We start from the raw sequence: 15,389 nt of genomic DNA, 5'->3' as shown, positions 1-15,389 counted from the left end.
GCTTATAGTCCTTGATCAATAGAAGAAGCTGGGAACGGCCAGGGTCAATGCAGGCCAAAAGGCGACCAGAAGCAGTGCTAGAAAGTTGACCGCCAGGAAGGGCAGTGTCGCCACCGCCAGCCGACCCACGCCAACCTTAGCAATGACCGCACCGAGATAGAGACAGTTGCCGACTGGAGGCGTCACCAGGCCTACACCAAGGGTCATGATCATGATGATGCCGAAATGGATGGGATCGTAGCCCGCCGCCTGGGCGACAGGCAGTAATATGGGCGCGAAGAGGATCAGTGCTGGGACAAGATCCATCAGCATGCCGACGATCAACAAGAACAGAATGATAAGCAAAATGACTGTCCATGGACCGTACCCGCCCGCCTCGAAGAACCCAACAAGCAGGGTGGGAAACCGCTCGATCGCCACGATCCAGGCTGTGACGGATGTGGTGGCAAGGATGAAAAGCGGCACCGCGGTGTTAATTGCGGAGTTCACCAAGGTCCGCCACATTTCCCCAAGGCTCTGGTCGCGATAGACAAGACCGCCAAGAACCAGGGCGTAGACAACACCAATCACGCCCGCTTCCGTTGCAGTCGTCAGGCCACTGACGATTGCGCCGAGCAGGAAGACGGGCAAAAGCAGTGACAGAAACGCTCCCTTGAAGCTCTCCCACAACTCTCCACCGGTCGCTCTGCGGTCGTTGCGGGGCCAGTTCTTCCGCTTGGCCATGGTGAACACCGCGACCATCAACATGAGACCGACGAGAATTCCGGGAATGAGGCCTGCGAGGAATAACTGCCCTACGCTCTCGCCAACCGTTATGCCGTACAGCACCATCGGAATAGACGGAGGAATAAGCACACCGATCGTTGAGGAGCAGATGGTGATTGCACCGGCATCTTCACGTGAATATCCCTGCTTGTGCATTGGTGGAATAAGCAGTGAACCGAGCGCCGCCGTATCTGCAACCGCCGAGCCGGAAATCCCTCCGAAGAACATCGATGCCGCGACATTGACCTGACCAAGACCGCCTCGGATGTGGCCGACAAGCGCATCGGCAAAACGTACGAGCCTCTGGGCGATCGACGTCTCCCCGGCAAGGGCGCCAGCAAGGATAAAAAGTGGCACGGCAACGAGGGAGAAAGAAGAAACAGCGTTCACCATCCGGTGTCCGACCACGAGAAGCGGGTAGCCACCGTCAACCCACAGCGCGACGATTGCAGCGAGGCCAATACCAAAGCCAATCGGTAAACCGATGATGAGAAGAACGAAGAAGACGACTGCAACAATCAAAAGCATGGCATCAACGCCCTTCAGCCGAAGGTGTAGCTGTGGCGGCCCTAATCGCAGCGACAAGCCGCGGCAACGACATCAGAACGATCAACCCGGAAGCCACCGGCACGGCGCCATAGATCCAAGCCTGCGAAATTCGCAGAGCGGGCGTTAGAGATGTCGTGGTCTGCTGGGTGAGCCGTAAACCCAGCCACGCCATGATCGCGAAGAAGACAAGCGTAACCAGCAGCACCAGCACCTCACTCCACCTGCCAAGTGCGGGTGGCAGCGCATCCGTAACAATCGTGAATGCTATGTGCGATCGCTCGTGGTACGCCACGACGCTGCCTAGAAAGACAAGCCAGACCAGCAGTAGAGAAGGGACTTCAGTCCCCCATGAGAGCGACGACTGGAGGAAATAGCGATAGACGACCCCCAGGGCGACGATGACGACGAGAGCTACCAGAAGGCCGCCGATGGCGGCCCTCAATACCCGGCTTATCGTGTCCATTGAATCAGTCCTGGCCCGCCGCCTGGACATTGGCAATGAGATCCGCACCTATGCGGTCTTCAAAAGCAGCCCACGACGCCTGGGCTCCTTCGCGAAAGCTTTCGCGATCGACGTCCCTGACGATCGCCATGCCTTGCTCTTCGAGTTCAGCCAGCAGCGCCTCATTGGCTTCACGGGTCGCAGACACTTGATTGTCCCGGCTAATCGTCGCCGCTTCCATGACGGCCGCCTGCTGGTCCTCATCAAGGCTTTCCCAGACGCGTGTGGATATAACCATCTCAGACGGGATCGAAGCATGCTCCGTAAGCGACAGCGTGTCCTGAACTTCATTCAGTCGGGACGTGACGACCACTTCCGGTGGATTCTCTTGCGCATCCACGACTCCCTGCTGCAGAGCTGAATAGAGCTCTGAGAGATCCAGCGGAGTTGGGTTAGCGCCCCACTCCCGGAATGCGATCAGCCAAGGCTCTACGTTGGGAACACGAATGTTGATCCCCCGCAAATCCGATGCGGAGCGGATCGGCACGCCGTTTGTCGTAATATCCCTGAAGCCCAGCTCGCCCCATCCAAGCACCTTGAACCCGTTCTCGTACATGATGCTATCGAGTTCATCCTGTACGGGTCCAGCCGACCGGAGAACGGCATCCATATGATCGGCATCTCGATAGATCATCGGCAGGTTGAGCACCTCTAGCCGCTGGTCGATCTGCCCATGACGACCCATGACTGCGCCCTCGATCGTTCCGAACCGAATACCTTCGAGATATTCTGTTTCGGTGCCCAACTGGGCACTCGGATAGGAAACGATCTCGAACTCTCCCGGCGCGAGCCGCTCCAGTTCTTCGGCAAATTCGGTAACCCACGTTTCGTAGCTGTGCGATGCAGGCATGGCATGCGCGAAGCGAATGGTCACAACGTCTTGCGCCAACGTGGCAGCGGTTCCAGCGGCCATAAAGAATGCAGTTGCGTACAGCGTTTTGGCTTTGAACACGTATTCCTCCTCCCAGGCTCACGAGGCATTTGACGCCTCAGAAACTTCACTGACACACTAGCATACAGTATGTCAATGTTGGCATACTGTATGCTAGTGTGTTCGGAGCGCGCGTGGTAAGGGACGCCTGCTCTAGCGTTCAGCAAAACTCACCAGCAACGGACCCCGTCTTGGAAAGAAAATCGCATAACTTCAGAAGGCTTGATCGACCCCGAACTCTCGCCATGGAAGTGGCGGACGAGCTGAAAGCATCCATCATCGCGACCGATATTGCGCTTGGAGAAATTCTGTCTGAAGAGCGTGTCGCAAGCCAAATGGGCGTCAGCAGAACACCGGTGCGAGAAGCCTTTTCAATCCTTCAGCATCAAGGACTGCTTACAATCTTGCCACAACGCGGAAGCGCTGTTTTTCGACCGAATGCTCAGGACATAGAGATGCTGGTCGATTTTCGACGCCACATGGAGTTGGGTGCAGCCCGATTAGCGCTGCGTCGCGCTCCTGCGGAAACGGCGGACGATCTGGCGAGAACGATCGAGCTGATGGATAAAGCCCGCGATCGCGACGAGCTGCTCAGCTACACACGCGCAGACGACGCTTTCCACGCAGCTTTCTTCACCCATTGCGGAAACCCCCATTATAGCCAGGCTTATGATCTTGTTTCGGGTCGAATAAGCGCATTGCGTGCGCATCTATCCATCCCTTTGCAGATCTACCGCACACGTGCTTATGACGAGCACTTAGCGATGGGCAAAGCATTTGAAGAGCGTGACGAAGCAACTTTGCTCAATGTTCTCGAACGGCATATTACCGCCATGAGCAACAATTACGTCGCAGCCTTGAAGCATCTTTAGGGTCTAGACCCACTTGGCCTCTGGTCGCTGTGAGCCTGAATGTTGTCGAATTTGCCGAAGGGATCGCGGAGATCGAAGCGGCGAACCCTCAGGGTTCATGCTGCAGTCCAAATTCAATGTTAAACCACGCCGCCTTGGCTCGGTCTTGCGCGTCGTCGAAATCATTGACCGCGATTGAAAGATCAGGAACTGGAGTTCCCGAGCCCTCTCTTCGCTCGCGATGATCGCGATCATAATGTGTGGTGCGGTCATGCCACTTCCAATTCGTCTCCGCGGGTTGTTGCACCCGCGCCCCACGGCTTAACAGAAGCGGTCGCGGCTCTAATCCACAAGGGATGACGATTCAGAAACGGGTCAACAACGGCAAGGTTTAAGTGTAAATCTGACCTGGGGGCACATTGCCATCTATAAGGAACGACCGGACGTCCGCTGCGAGGCGAAGGCTTATCTTGCCTTAATGGCGCTGCTGAAGCGCGAAGCTGCCATCCTTCAAAAGAGCTAGACTACTTGTCCGCTTTCAGTCGTCCCAGAGATTCGATCTCCGCAATCATACTGCGGGCGGCTTCACGTTCGCCATTGTCGGACCACCCGTTGCGAGCGGACAGTTGATCAATTGCCGCAAGAAGAGCGCGAAGCCGACATTCAAGGTCGTGCGCTTTCCAAATCGCGCCTTCATGGACATCGAGAAGGCGACCGCCGAAGATCACTTCGCCGTCAAATTCTTCATGCTCATAGTGAGCACAGGATTGCGCGATTTCCATCGCGTCTCCGTCCAAATCACAATATTTCGCAATGTGCCATTGCGCATCACCGCACGCGCCTTCGCCTCCGCTTCTTCCTCGTTCGCGGCGCGCACGACCTCCCCAAATTCGCCTTGGTCTATGTCGTCGTCGCTCCAGGCAAGCAGAACGGAATAAGTCTTTTGGTCAGCCATAGTCGCTGTCCTCCGATCGGCCTGCTCGCCTTGGCGCATTTTTGGTATGTCCGCGGCTCATCGAGATGGTTGTCGGGCCATCATCCCCCGAGACAGCTTTAACCCCCGCTGATGCATGCACCCTCTTTTGCCGCTTCCAAACAGCGACAACTCGTGCGAGCGAACGCTCGTCGACGATCTCGAAACGCTTACCCGTGCGCCGCTTGTAATCCCGCAAAAATTCCACAGCGGGCTCGAGTATCGCGAGCGCATCAGTCTCGCTGAATGCCCATTTCGGGTGTGCGGGCGCAACATATTTGATGCCTTCGACACGGCACTCATCGCCGTTCGCGGCGACATACGTTATCACCGCTTCCTTGCACCGCCGTCCGCCGATCCAAATGTCTTCGACGTCCATGTAATAGCCCATCGATAGTTCGTAATCGCTCTCACATTCAGTCATCGCCTGTCCTCCGGGTCTTGCTTTGCTGGAGAGCATGTCCGGCGACAGCATCGATACGAAGGGGGGCTGGGCCACGAAGAGCATTGAACATTAAACTATGAGGCATCGGCAATTCCTTTCAATTGATGCCCTTTTATGGTTCCCCTAATTTTAGTGGGCCGCAATAGAAGATTTCATCTATTTCGGATATTATTTACCCTCATCAAATTGTAATCGAACATATGTCAACACTTCTGCTGTTTTTAATGGATACATTATCATCCAGACAAATCCGTCTTGGCGACTTGCTTCGTGTCAATCAGATATCCTCTCCATGGCCGACCTCTATAAGAACACTGCTTGCGGCCGATAAAGATCTAACCAGCCATAATAACTTGGGTTCTTGAGCGTGGGCCTAGGGCATTGTGCCCGGTGCCGCTCCTCTTTCCTTAAGCATGCGCAGCGGAGCGGAAGCCCTACAAGACGCAAATGTATTATCGCCACCTCTAGGCTGAGGATGGTTTGCTCCGTTCAGTCTTCGAAAACGCTAGACCTTGCGCTTCGCCAATGGTGAAGAGCGGTAGCAAGAGGATTGACTGACATCACTAATCTCAGTCACCCCACCGCTAACAGCGAAGTGACAATCTGCAGAGCGGGCTTACCATGATGCAGGCCGCTTTCAGAACCATTCGACGATCGGGAGCAGAGGCTACGCGGCTGGCCAGCGCTTGCCATTTCTTCTCTTCGCGGCAGCGAGGCGCTTGTAATCCAGTCCTTTGAACTGAGCAAAGTCGATCGCCGGATCAAGTGCCAGAGTTGCCAGCTGTCGGGCCCGGGGTTCGCTTAGATATCTCCAGCCATAGAGCGTGTGTTCATCATCACCGAGGCTGTGTCCTGCTAGAAGCCTTGCCGTCTTCCCGTCGATTTCATGGTTGTCCTGAAGCTCAGCAATCTTGTTGCTGCGCAAAGAGTGGAAAACCTCTCTGTTGCCGGGTTTGATACCCGCCCGTTGGAACAACCTCTGCATGTAGGAGGATGCGGAATTGGCGGGTCGGACGAGGCGCATCAGCTCGGGGAAAAGGAACCGGTCCCCTTGAGCTTGCGCCCACTGAATGAACCCGACCTCACGCAGGATATTATGCAGCACGTAAAATGAGAGACTTGCGTCTGTCTTATAACCGATGCGTTGCCAACTGCCGTCACCGAAGATGACGCCCGCCGTATTGGCCACCCAGACGCCTTCGTATTTCTCGCGGATATCGGACCCTCTCAAATAGATGAGAAGGCCCAGACGTCGACCAGTCAAATGTCCGAGGAGCGGCAGAAGGGCGAGATCAAGATAGCCGGACTCAATGCCAGTCTTGAAGATTGCTGAGATTTTCGCCGCACCGAGTGGCTCTACAGGACGACTGGCCTTAGCAGTATCCGGATAGTTTAGCCGAACACCGATCATGGGATTGATGAACTCATACCGAGTGGCGGCTATGCCGAATACCGGCTTAATGACGGCAAGATAGCCATCCTGAAGCGTCGCTTTAGCCAGGGGCTTAAACCGCAGGTCACGATTGCTTTCGATCACGGCCTCAGCAGGAAGCTGCGATGGCCGTCGTTTAGGATCGCTTGGCCAGTAGCGCAGCTTGTTCACGTACGCTTGCAGATCGCGGGCGGTATAGGTGTCAACCGGGTGGTCACCGATGAGTTCGATGAAAAGCTTGATACGCCCCTCCGCGGTCTGAATGTCCTTCAACTTTCCCTTCGACTTCGCCTCAGCGCGTCCGCGCAAATAGTCGCGTGCTACCACACTGAAGAAAGGTCGTGTGGACGAGCCGCGCGGCACGTTCTTACGATCTTCATCTGCCGGATCGTTGTATTCGACATCGTCTCCGTCGTGGTCGAGCCAGCTGTCTTCGAGTGACAACGACATCGAAGCCGAAGAAAAACCGTCGGTGACGTTGACCTCTGGCTGCCCGGTCGGTTTTTTTGGCGTTTGTTCCGCAACTGACGGGAGTGCGGATAGACCACGGCCCGATTCGACCGCCGAAACAACAACCGGCTCTGTGCTGTCCGCATCGTCCAGCCCGAGACTGCGCTCCATGCTACAGATCGCCAGTCCCTTCAAAACCTCCGCATTTTCCGTCACGACCGTGAGATGTGGAGTGCCAGCCTGTCGAGCATCGAGCTGCCGATTGACCTCAATGATCTGTCCAAACGCCTCCTGTTCAGGAATGATTATCGGATGAGCAGCGTGCAGAGCCGCACTTCCTCTAATCATCATTAAGCATGTGTTCAGATAGGTCTTGATCTCCGCCTGCTTGATGCGGCGCTGCACTTCGGCCTCGGCGCTGTCGTAGGCTTCACCATTGGCTTCGGTAGCCAGGTGACCATCGTCGGTCTGTTCATCAGTCACTGTCGTCATCGGGCGATCGATCATTTCCCTCATCTTCATGCGGGCATTGACCGCCAGAAAATCGGCGATGCGCCGCGCCTCAAGATGCGTGACCGGCCCGATGCTAAGTCTGACCAGCGGCGGAAAACCGCGCAAGACCAAAACGGTCGGCACACGCAACTGAAATAGGAAGGCAGCCCCCGCCCTCACCAGATAGCGGCCAGCTGGTCTTTGCTTTGCAGCGCGCTTGCGAGAACGCACTGGCGCTGGATCGGCCGCGCCAGTTTGCGATACATCGCGCGATACATCGGGATGTACGTCAGACACACTGGACGAATGTTTGCCCATCGGGAAGGCTCCTGAACGGCCTTCACGTAGACAACTGCGGACAGAGCGGGGCAGTTTGAGCTGGCGGAGAGGGGGGGATTCGAACCCCCGATACGGTTGCCCGTATGCCGCATTTCGAGTGCGGTGCATTCAACCACTCTGCCACCTCTCCAGGGGCCATGTTGCACGGTGGTCGCGTGCGGGCGTTTCCATAGCGGGATGAGCGCCGGGACACAAGGGCATGTGACAGGCAAATTTCTACCGTACATCTTGACTCGACGGGCCCCATCGCTTATCCGCGCAGCATCTTGAGATGGCGAAGTCCGTCCTCGATCATGCATCGACCTCCAAGCTTCCTGTCCGCTTGCCCTTTCGACAGGCACAAATGGCCATGGGTGCGATGTTTCACCGGCTGAACCATGATCGGCTGTTGGCGCGCAAGCGTCTTCGATCATGGCTGATGCCATACGACTGACAAAAAGACGGCTCGCGGCCATGTGGTCGAAGAAGCCGGAACGAACATGAAAGGTTAAAAAATGTTCGCAGTCATCAAGACCGGCGGTAAGCAGTACCGCGTCGCCGCAAACGATGAGCTGACGGTCGAACGGACCGGCGGCGAAATCGGCGACATCATCGAATTCGCAGAAGTTCTCATGGTCGGCGTCGGCGCCGATGCCACGATCGGCGCACCTTTCGTTCAGGGCGCGCTCGTCACGGCAGAAGTCGTCGAGCACGGTCGCGCCCGCAAGGTCATCGCGTTCAAGAAGCGTCGCCGCCAGAACTCCAAGCGCACCCGCGGCCACCGTCAGCACCAGACGGTCATCCGCATTGCCGAGATCCTGACCGAAGGCAAGAAGCCGTCCAAGAAGGCCGCTGCCAAGCCGGAAACGAAAGCCGCTCCTGCAGCCGGGACGCTCTTCAACGCACCCCAGGGTGCCGGCGACGATCTGACGGTCATCAAGGGCATAGGCCCGAAGGCTGCCGAGCAGCTCAACGAGCAGGGCATCACCACCTTCGCCCAGATCGCCGCCTTCACGGATGCGGACATCGCCAAGATCGACGAAGCCATGCCGTTCAGCGCCGCCCAGATCGAAGACTGGCGCGAGCAGGCCAAGGCTTTGGCCGAGAACAACTGATAGCGACGAGAAACTTTAAGGAGAACACCGATGGCACATAAAAAAGCTGGTGGTTCGTCGCGCAACGGCCGCGACTCTGAGTCCAAGCGCCTTGGCGTAAAGAAGTTCGGTGGCGAGAACGTCATCTCGGGCAACATCCTCGTGCGCCAGCGCGGCACGAAGTGGCATCCGGGCACGGGCGTCGGCCTTGGCAAGGACCACACGATTTTCGCAGTCACCGACGGCCAGGTTTCGTTCCGTACGAAAGCCAATGGTCGTACCTACGTGTCCGTGATGCCAATCGCGGACGCAGCGGAATAGCCGGACCGCTTCTTCAAAAAGCCGGCGTCTCATCGACCCGGCTGAGCACCAAGGTTCAGACCACGTTCAAAAGGGGAGATGGGGCAATCCATCTCCCCTTTTCTCATTGAACGAAGGACTGTTCCCATGCTCATGGATCTCGATGACGACTGTCGGGACGACTTATTGCCCGACGACACCCGGCCCGATTGTCCCGTCCTGTTGACCGAAAGGCTGGTTCTGCGCCGGCCCCACGCGGAAGACGCCGACGCGCTTGCCAATCTCGCCAACAACATGCGCGTGGCCTCCATGGTGTCGCGCATGCCGCATCCCTACACGGCACAAGATGCGTCGGACTTTATCCGACGCGCCAAGACGGGCGGTATTGGCAAATGCGTCTACGCGATCACCCTGGCCGATAATGGTGCATTCGTCGGCTGTGCCGGCATCGAGCCGCATGACGACACCGATACGGTCGAGCTGGGATACTGGATTGGCGAACCCTACTGGAACCGCGGGATCGCGACCGAAGCTGCCCACGCCGTCATCGACATGGTTTTCCGCACCCGCACGATCGAAGCGATCGAAGCCCGCTGCCGGGTGACGAACCATGCGTCGCGCCGGGTCATCCAGAAGTCCGGCTTCCAGCACCAGGGCAACGGCATGGTGCCCTCCATGGCGCTCGGCGGCGCCCTGCCCGTCGAGTGGTATCGGCTCGATCGCAAGACGTGGCTGTCGCTGAAGAGCTGGAGCGCTGCGCCTCACCGTCGGGCCTGACGCTGCATGATGATCCTCTCCACCGGCTCGTGCGTAGAAGCCGGTGGAGTTGCCTTGAAGGATCATCGCCATGAAAGCCGTTCGTTTTGTTCTGATTGCCGCGCTTGGTCTCGTACTTGCCCTGCCGGCACGCGCCGAGCTTCTCCTGGAGGAATGGTTTCTCGGCAAGACGCGGGCCGAAGGAAGCTTTTCCGCCATCGACGGCACGCATCGGCGCTTCACGGTCGACCTGACCGGCACCTGGGACGGAACCACGCTGCGGCTGCGCGAAGATTTCGCCTATGACGACGGCGAACGCGACACCAAGACCTGGATTTTCGAAAAGACGTCCGAGAGAACCTATAGCGGCACGCGGGAAGACGTCATCGGAACGACGACCGTCTATCTCGCCGGCAACGAGGCTGACTTCACCTACCGCGTCGATCTTGCGCCGGGAGAAGACCCGAACATCGTCCGGTTCTTCGACAAGCTCGTTCTGAACAGAGATGGCACGATCACCAACACCGCCCTCGTTACGAAGTTCGGCGTACCGGTTGCGCGCGTCGAGGTGAATTTCGAGCGCGACTGACCGGTCGGCCTCTGCCGATCGTAAATCGAGGCACCGCCGGCGGCTTTTAGCCGCCTTCTGACCTAGTGCAGCGTCTCGTCGCCCAGTTCCGGCGTCATCCACATCTTCTCCAGATTGTAGAATTCCCGGATCTCCGGCCGGAAGACATGAACGATCACGTCGCCGGTGTCGATCAACACCCAGTCGCCGGTCGCCAGACCCTCTACCCGCGCATTGCCGTAACCGGCTTCCTTGATCTGCCGCAAGAGCTCGTCGCAGATAGCGCTGACATGACGGCTGGAGCGCCCGGATGCGATCACCATGTGGTCGCCCAGCGCCGATTTTCCGGCAATGTCGATGGAGACGATGTCTTCCGCTTGCGAATCCTCGAGGCTTTCGAGGATCTGGTGGAGCACGCGGGTTTCGGCGTCCGTGCCGCGACCCGTGGCTGAGGAGAAACTGCTTGGCGCATTTCCCTTCGCGTGTGCTGTTGTCAGTGTCGTTACCCTTTCAGCAGTGACAGGACCAGCTTCACTTGCCTTGTTCCTTCAAGGTCCAAAGCAGAATGTAATGATAGGCGCGTCTCGTTAAAGGTTTCAAGACACAAGAAGTTGCCGTCCCATCACCAATTTTCTTGGTCCATCACCGATTTCTCAGGATACCTTGGGTCGGCCTCAGGATTTCCCGGGCCAGTGGCTGCGCAATTCGGTGGAGGAAAGAAGCGATCGCGGCCCGTGGATGAAGGTCCAGGCCGGCGCTTCCATCAACGCAAGTCGCCCTGCATCATCCTCGTCGACCCGCGCATGCGCGAAAGTCTTGGCCATTTTCGAAGAGAGGTAGGAAAGGGTCGAGCCGGGGCGGTCGATCACGGCGATCGGAAACGTCCTGGCAATGGCCTGCCAGTCCTGCCAGTGGTGAAAACCGGCCAGGTTGTCGGCCCCCATGACCCAGACGAAATGGATGCCGGCATTGCGCTGCTTGATCACCGCCAGCGTCTCGGCCGTGTAGCGCAGCCCATAAGTGGCCTCGAACGCCGTCACCTTCACGCGCGGATCGGGAGTGATCGCCTCGCTCAGCGCAATGCGCTTCGCAAGCGGCAGAAGCTTGCCGTGATCCTTCAGCGGATTGCCGGGCGTCACCATCCACCACAGCTGGTTCAGCCTAAGGCGCCTGAGCGCGATTTCCGCCACGAGCCAGTGGCCGCCATGGGGCGGGTTGAAGGACCCGCCGAACAGCCCGACGCGCATGCCCTGCTCGACATGGGGCATGCGGCCGTAAGGCGACAGGGGAGATAGCGATCGGCTCAAGGGGTCAAGGTCGCGTCTGGCCGGTGCCGTGAACGCGGTACTTGAACGAGGTTAGTTGCTCCACGCCGACTGGGCCACGCGCATGCATCTTTCCCGTTGCGATGCCGATTTCGGCTCCCATGCCGAATTCGCCACCATCGGCAAACTGCGTCGAGGCGTTGTGCAGCAGAATCGCGGAATCGACCTCGTTGAAAAAGCGCTCGGCAACGGCCGAGTCCTCGGCAATCACCGCTTCGGTATGGTGCGAGGAATAGCGCTTGATGTGCGCGATCGCGCCCGAAATCCCGTCGACCAGCGCCACGGAGATGATGGCGTCGAGATATTCCGTCGACCAGTCTTCCTCCGTCGCCGGCTTGAGCGCCGGAAACACTTTCAGGACCGCAGCAGAAGCGCGAATCTCGCAGCCGGCCTCGGTCAGCGCTTCGAGAAGCGGCATTAGATGCGTACCGGCAGCGGCACCGTCCACCAGAAGCGTTTCGGCTGCACCACAGATGCCTGTGCGCCGCATCTTCGCGTTCACCACGATGCTCTTTGCCATTTCCAGGTCGGCGGACTGATCCACGTAGATGTGGCAAAGGCCCTCGAGATGCGCGAAGACCGGCACCCGCGCCTCGGCCTGAACACGCGCCACGAGGCTCTTCCCGCCACGCGGCACGATCACGTCGATCGCGCCGGAAAGGCCTGTCAGCATGGCGCCGACGGCAGCGCGGTCGGCAACGGGAACAAGCTGGATCGCGTCCTCGGGAAGACCGGCCTGTTTCAGGCCGCGAACCAGGCTCGCATGGATTGCGCGGGATGAGTTCAAACTGTCGGAGCCGCCACGCAGGATCACCGCATTGCCTGCCTTCACGCAGAGCGCACCGGCATCGGCGGTGACGTTCGGCCGGCTTTCGTAGATGACGCCGATCACACCGAGCGGTGTGCGCACGCGCTCGATCTGGAGACCGTTCGGGCGCTCCCAAGCAGCGATCACGGCACCGACGGGATCGTCGAGTTCGGCAATCGTGCGGATGCCCTCGGCAATGCCGGCGATGCGCTGGGTGTCGAGCTTCAGCCGATCGACGAGGGACTCGGCGAGCTCAGCCTGCTTGGCATTGGCAAGATCGATCGCGTTGGCAGCAAGGATCTTGTCTTCATCGGCCAAAACGGCATCGGCCATGGCAAGAAGCGCCTTGGTCTTCGTCTGCGGGGAGGCGATCGCCAATGGTCCACTCGCCGCCTTTGCGCGACGGCCGATGTCTTCCATCACGTCGGCGATGGTGTTGTCGTTGGTTTGGACCTGGTGCAGCATGCTCATGCTCCGCCTCATTTCTCGAGACTTATGCCATCGGCTCTCGCGATGCGCCTGTCAACACCAGGTCGTCGCGATGAACCATCGCCGCCCGGCCGGAATAGCCGAGGATCGCCTCGATTTCCGCAGTCTTGCAGCCGGCAATCCGGGTCGCCTCTTCGGCATCATAGGCGATCAGCCCGCGGGCGATTTCACGACCCGCTTCGTCGAAGATCGCCACCGTGTCGCCGCGCGCGAAATCTCCGGTCAGCGAGCGAACGCCGGCCGGCAACAGGCTCTTGCCCATGCGCAGCGCCCGCTCGGCACCCTTGTCGATGCGCAGCGTGCCCATCGGCGTCAACTGACCGGCGATCCAGGTCTTGCGCGCCGTCACGGGCTGACCGCTGGGCGCAAAGAAGGTGGAGCGTGCGCCCTGGTCGATGGCGCTGATCGGATGCAAATCCTTGCCGGATGCGATGATCATGGCGCAGCCGGCATTGGTGGCGATCTTGCCGGCTTCCACCTTGGTGCGCATGCCGCCGCGCGACAATTCGGAAGCAGCCCCACCCGCCATTGCCTCGATCTCCGGCGTGATCGACGACACGACGTCGAAGAACTGCGCATCGGGATCGATCGAAGGAGACGCGCTGTACATCCCGTCGACATCGGAGAGAAGGATCAGCAGATCGGCGCCGATCATCGTCGCGACGCGGGCTGCAAGGCGGTCATTGTCGCCATAACGGATTTCGGTAGTGGCGACCGTGTCGTTCTCGTTGATGATGGGGACAGCGCCGAGCTTCATCAATTCGGTCAGCGTCGCCCGTGCATTGAGGTAGCGCCGCCGGTCTTCGGTATCGCCGAGCGTCAGAAGCACCTGCCCGGCAATGATCGACCGTTCGGCGAGTGCTGCGGACCAGGCGCGGGCCAGCGCGATCTGCCCGACGGCGGCCGCCGCCTGGCTGCCCTCGAGCTTCAGCATGCCTGCGGGCAGATCGAGCACGGAACGTCCAAGGGCAATGGCACCGGAGGAGACCACGAGCACGTCGCATCCGCTTGCGCGCAATGCAGCGAGATCGGCGCAAAGCGCCTCCAGCCATTCCTGCTTGAGACCGAGGCTGCGGTCGACGAGCAGCGCCGAGCCGATCTTCACGACCACGCGACGGTGCGCTGCGACGGGTTTTCTGGATGTTTCCACGGGCGCGATCTGCCTATCGCCGGTCCGCGTCGGCAGCCCAGTCGGCATCGTCCTGGAAATCGTCGGAGCCGTCGGATGGCTCGCTGCCTTTCGATTCCAGAATGATCGTGCGCAACGCCCGCAAGGCCGCCTGCATGCCTTCCCCGGTCGCAGCCGAAAGCATCATCGGCGTCTTGCCGGAGGCAGCAGCGAGCGCTTCGAGCTTCTCGCGGCGCTCGTCCTCGTCCAGCGTGTCGATCTGCGAAAGCGCAAGGATCTCGGGCTTGTCCGTCAAGCCATGGCCATAGGCATCGAGCTCGTTGACGACGGTCCGGTAGGCTTTCGCCACATCCTCTTCCTGGCCCGAAACGAGATGCAGAAGCACGCGGTTGCGCTCGACATGGCCAAGGAAGCGGTCACCGATCCCAACACCCTCATGGGCGCCTTCGATCAGGCCCGGAATGTCGGCCAGCACGAATTCCGATCCATCGACCGACGCGACGCCGAGATTGGGATGGAGCGTGGTGAAGGGATAATTCGCGATCTTCGGCCGCGCGCGGGTGACAGCCGCGAGGAATGTCGACTTTCCGGCATTCGGCAGGCCGACGAGGCCAGCGTCGGCGATGAGCTTCAGCCGCAGCCAGATCCACTTTTCGACGCCCTCCAGGCCCGGATTGGCATGGCGAGGCGCCTGGTTGGTCGATGTCTTGAAATGCGCGTTACCGAAACCGCCATTGCCGCCGGCAGCCAGCCGATAGCGCTGGCCTTCCTTCGTCATGTCGACGATCAGCGTCTCGTTGTCTTCTTCGAAGATCTGCGTGCCGACCGGCACCTTCAGGACAGCCTCGCCGCCCTTGGCACCGGTGCGGTTGCGGCCCATGCCGTGACCACCCGTCTCGGCTTTGCAGTGCTGCTGAAAGCGGTAGTCGATCAACGTGTTCAAGCCGTTGACCGCCTCCACCCACACGTCGCCGCCTCGGCCGCCGTCGCCGCCGTCCGGTCCACCGAATTCGATGAATTTTTCGCGGTGAAACGAGACGCTGCCTGCGCCTCCGTCACCAGAGCGGATGTAGACTCTCGCCTGATCCAGAAACTTCATGATGTTGCCACTTATCGTCACGCGCGCAGGATAAAGCCTGCGGGACCGGGTTCTGCCGGCGGTGATATAGCCGACGGCCCGAGAGGTCAAAGACAATCGCCGAAATGCCGGCG

The 15,389-nt window shown here is 59.2% G+C and carries 17 protein-coding genes and 1 tRNA gene; 5 read left to right on the top strand and 13 right to left on the bottom strand.

What is annotated here, in order from left to right; genetic code table 11:
- Positions 1 to 15: 15 nt before the first annotated feature.
- From D5400_RS03515 to D5400_RS03505, 3 genes are read right to left on the bottom strand one after another with little or no spacing between them, the layout of a single operon-like run.
- Positions 16 to 1,293 (bottom strand): TRAP transporter large permease, encoded by a 1,278-nt coding sequence (locus D5400_RS03515; protein WP_126007700.1) that lies wholly within the window; start codon positions 1,291 to 1,293, stop codon positions 16 to 18.
- A 4-nt stretch (positions 1,294 to 1,297) separates the two neighbouring features.
- Positions 1,298 to 1,777: a TRAP transporter small permease gene (locus D5400_RS03510; protein WP_164527769.1), complete on the bottom strand. Its 480-nt coding sequence runs from the start codon at positions 1,775 to 1,777 to the stop codon at positions 1,298 to 1,300.
- A gap of 4 nt (positions 1,778 to 1,781) precedes the next feature.
- Positions 1,782 to 2,768: a TRAP transporter substrate-binding protein gene (locus D5400_RS03505; protein WP_126007696.1), complete on the bottom strand. Its 987-nt coding sequence runs from the start codon at positions 2,766 to 2,768 to the stop codon at positions 1,782 to 1,784.
- A 224-nt stretch (positions 2,769 to 2,992) separates the two neighbouring features.
- Between D5400_RS03505 and D5400_RS03500 the strand changes: the two genes are divergently transcribed.
- Entirely contained in the window at positions 2,993 to 3,619 is a 627-nt protein-coding gene (locus tag D5400_RS03500; RefSeq protein WP_126007694.1) for a GntR family transcriptional regulator, read from the top strand.
- Between the two features lie 503 nt (positions 3,620 to 4,122).
- On the opposite strand, the gene D5400_RS03490 is transcribed toward D5400_RS03500, so the two are convergent.
- The 5 genes from D5400_RS03490 to D5400_RS03470 all read right to left on the bottom strand — a co-directional run bounded on the left by D5400_RS03490 (position 4,123) and on the right by D5400_RS03470 (position 7,859).
- On the bottom strand, positions 4,123 to 4,380 hold the full coding sequence (locus tag D5400_RS03490) for a hypothetical protein (RefSeq protein ID WP_126007692.1): 258 nt from the start codon (positions 4,378 to 4,380) through the stop codon (positions 4,123 to 4,125).
- A complete protein-coding gene (locus tag D5400_RS03485) occupies positions 4,323 to 4,553 on the bottom strand; it encodes a hypothetical protein (protein WP_126007690.1) in 231 nt (76 codons plus the stop codon). Before D5400_RS03485 ends, D5400_RS03490 begins: the two co-directional genes overlap by 58 nt.
- A complete protein-coding gene (locus tag D5400_RS03480; RefSeq protein WP_126007688.1) occupies positions 4,546 to 5,079 on the bottom strand; it encodes a hypothetical protein in 534 nt (177 codons plus the stop codon). Before D5400_RS03480 ends, D5400_RS03485 begins: the two co-directional genes overlap by 8 nt.
- A gap of 604 nt (positions 5,080 to 5,683) precedes the next feature.
- A complete protein-coding gene (locus D5400_RS03475) occupies positions 5,684 to 7,708 on the bottom strand; it encodes a site-specific integrase (RefSeq protein WP_126007686.1) in 2,025 nt (674 codons plus the stop codon).
- Positions 7,709 to 7,769: 61 nt separating this feature from the next.
- Positions 7,770 to 7,859: transfer RNA gene (locus tag D5400_RS03470), tRNA-Ser, on the bottom strand.
- 364 nt (positions 7,860 to 8,223) lie between these two features.
- Here D5400_RS03470 and D5400_RS03465 point away from each other — a divergent pair.
- The 4 genes from D5400_RS03465 to D5400_RS03450 all read left to right on the top strand — a co-directional run bounded on the left by D5400_RS03465 (position 8,224) and on the right by D5400_RS03450 (position 10,447).
- On the top strand, positions 8,224 to 8,823 hold the full coding sequence (locus tag D5400_RS03465) for a 50S ribosomal protein L21 (RefSeq protein ID WP_126007684.1): 600 nt from the start codon (positions 8,224 to 8,226) through the stop codon (positions 8,821 to 8,823).
- Positions 8,824 to 8,853: 30 nt separating this feature from the next.
- Positions 8,854 to 9,123: a 50S ribosomal protein L27 gene (gene rpmA / locus D5400_RS03460; protein ID WP_126007682.1), complete on the top strand. Its 270-nt coding sequence runs from the start codon at positions 8,854 to 8,856 to the stop codon at positions 9,121 to 9,123.
- A 126-nt stretch (positions 9,124 to 9,249) separates the two neighbouring features.
- Positions 9,250 to 9,879 (top strand): GNAT family N-acetyltransferase, encoded by a 630-nt coding sequence (locus D5400_RS03455; RefSeq protein WP_126007680.1) that lies wholly within the window; start codon positions 9,250 to 9,252, stop codon positions 9,877 to 9,879.
- A 70-nt stretch (positions 9,880 to 9,949) separates the two neighbouring features.
- The gene (locus tag D5400_RS03450; RefSeq protein WP_126007678.1) at positions 9,950 to 10,447 is read left to right on the top strand and encodes a DUF3833 family protein; all 498 of its coding nucleotides are present in this window, start codon (positions 9,950 to 9,952) and stop codon (positions 10,445 to 10,447) included.
- Between the two features lie 62 nt (positions 10,448 to 10,509).
- Here D5400_RS03450 and rsfS read toward each other — a convergent pair whose 3' ends face one another.
- The 5 genes from rsfS to obgE form a co-directional block, all read right to left on the bottom strand.
- Entirely contained in the window at positions 10,510 to 10,923 is a 414-nt protein-coding gene (gene rsfS / locus D5400_RS03445) for a ribosome silencing factor (RefSeq protein ID WP_126007676.1), read from the bottom strand.
- A 177-nt stretch (positions 10,924 to 11,100) separates the two neighbouring features.
- On the bottom strand, positions 11,101 to 11,694 hold the full coding sequence (locus D5400_RS03440) for a nicotinate-nucleotide adenylyltransferase (RefSeq protein ID WP_126012674.1): 594 nt from the start codon (positions 11,692 to 11,694) through the stop codon (positions 11,101 to 11,103).
- A gap of 43 nt (positions 11,695 to 11,737) precedes the next feature.
- Positions 11,738 to 13,024, bottom strand: a complete 1,287-nt coding sequence (locus D5400_RS03435) for a glutamate-5-semialdehyde dehydrogenase (protein WP_126012669.1) — start codon at positions 13,022 to 13,024, stop codon at positions 11,738 to 11,740.
- A gap of 28 nt (positions 13,025 to 13,052) precedes the next feature.
- Positions 13,053 to 14,246, bottom strand: a complete 1,194-nt coding sequence (gene proB, locus D5400_RS03430; RefSeq protein ID WP_164527768.1) for a glutamate 5-kinase — start codon at positions 14,244 to 14,246, stop codon at positions 13,053 to 13,055.
- Positions 14,212 to 15,276 (bottom strand): GTPase ObgE, encoded by a 1,065-nt coding sequence (gene obgE / locus D5400_RS03425; protein WP_126007674.1) that lies wholly within the window; start codon positions 15,274 to 15,276, stop codon positions 14,212 to 14,214. The genes proB and obgE overlap by 35 nt, the downstream gene beginning before the upstream one ends.
- Between the last annotated feature and the right edge of the window lie 113 nt (positions 15,277 to 15,389).

This window comes from Georhizobium profundi, from assembly GCF_003952725.1.
GTDB lineage: Bacteria > Pseudomonadota > Alphaproteobacteria > Rhizobiales > Rhizobiaceae > Georhizobium > Georhizobium profundi.
The sequence above is the reverse complement of the archived record's forward strand: the minus strand, read 5'-3'. Positions and strand labels throughout refer to the sequence as shown.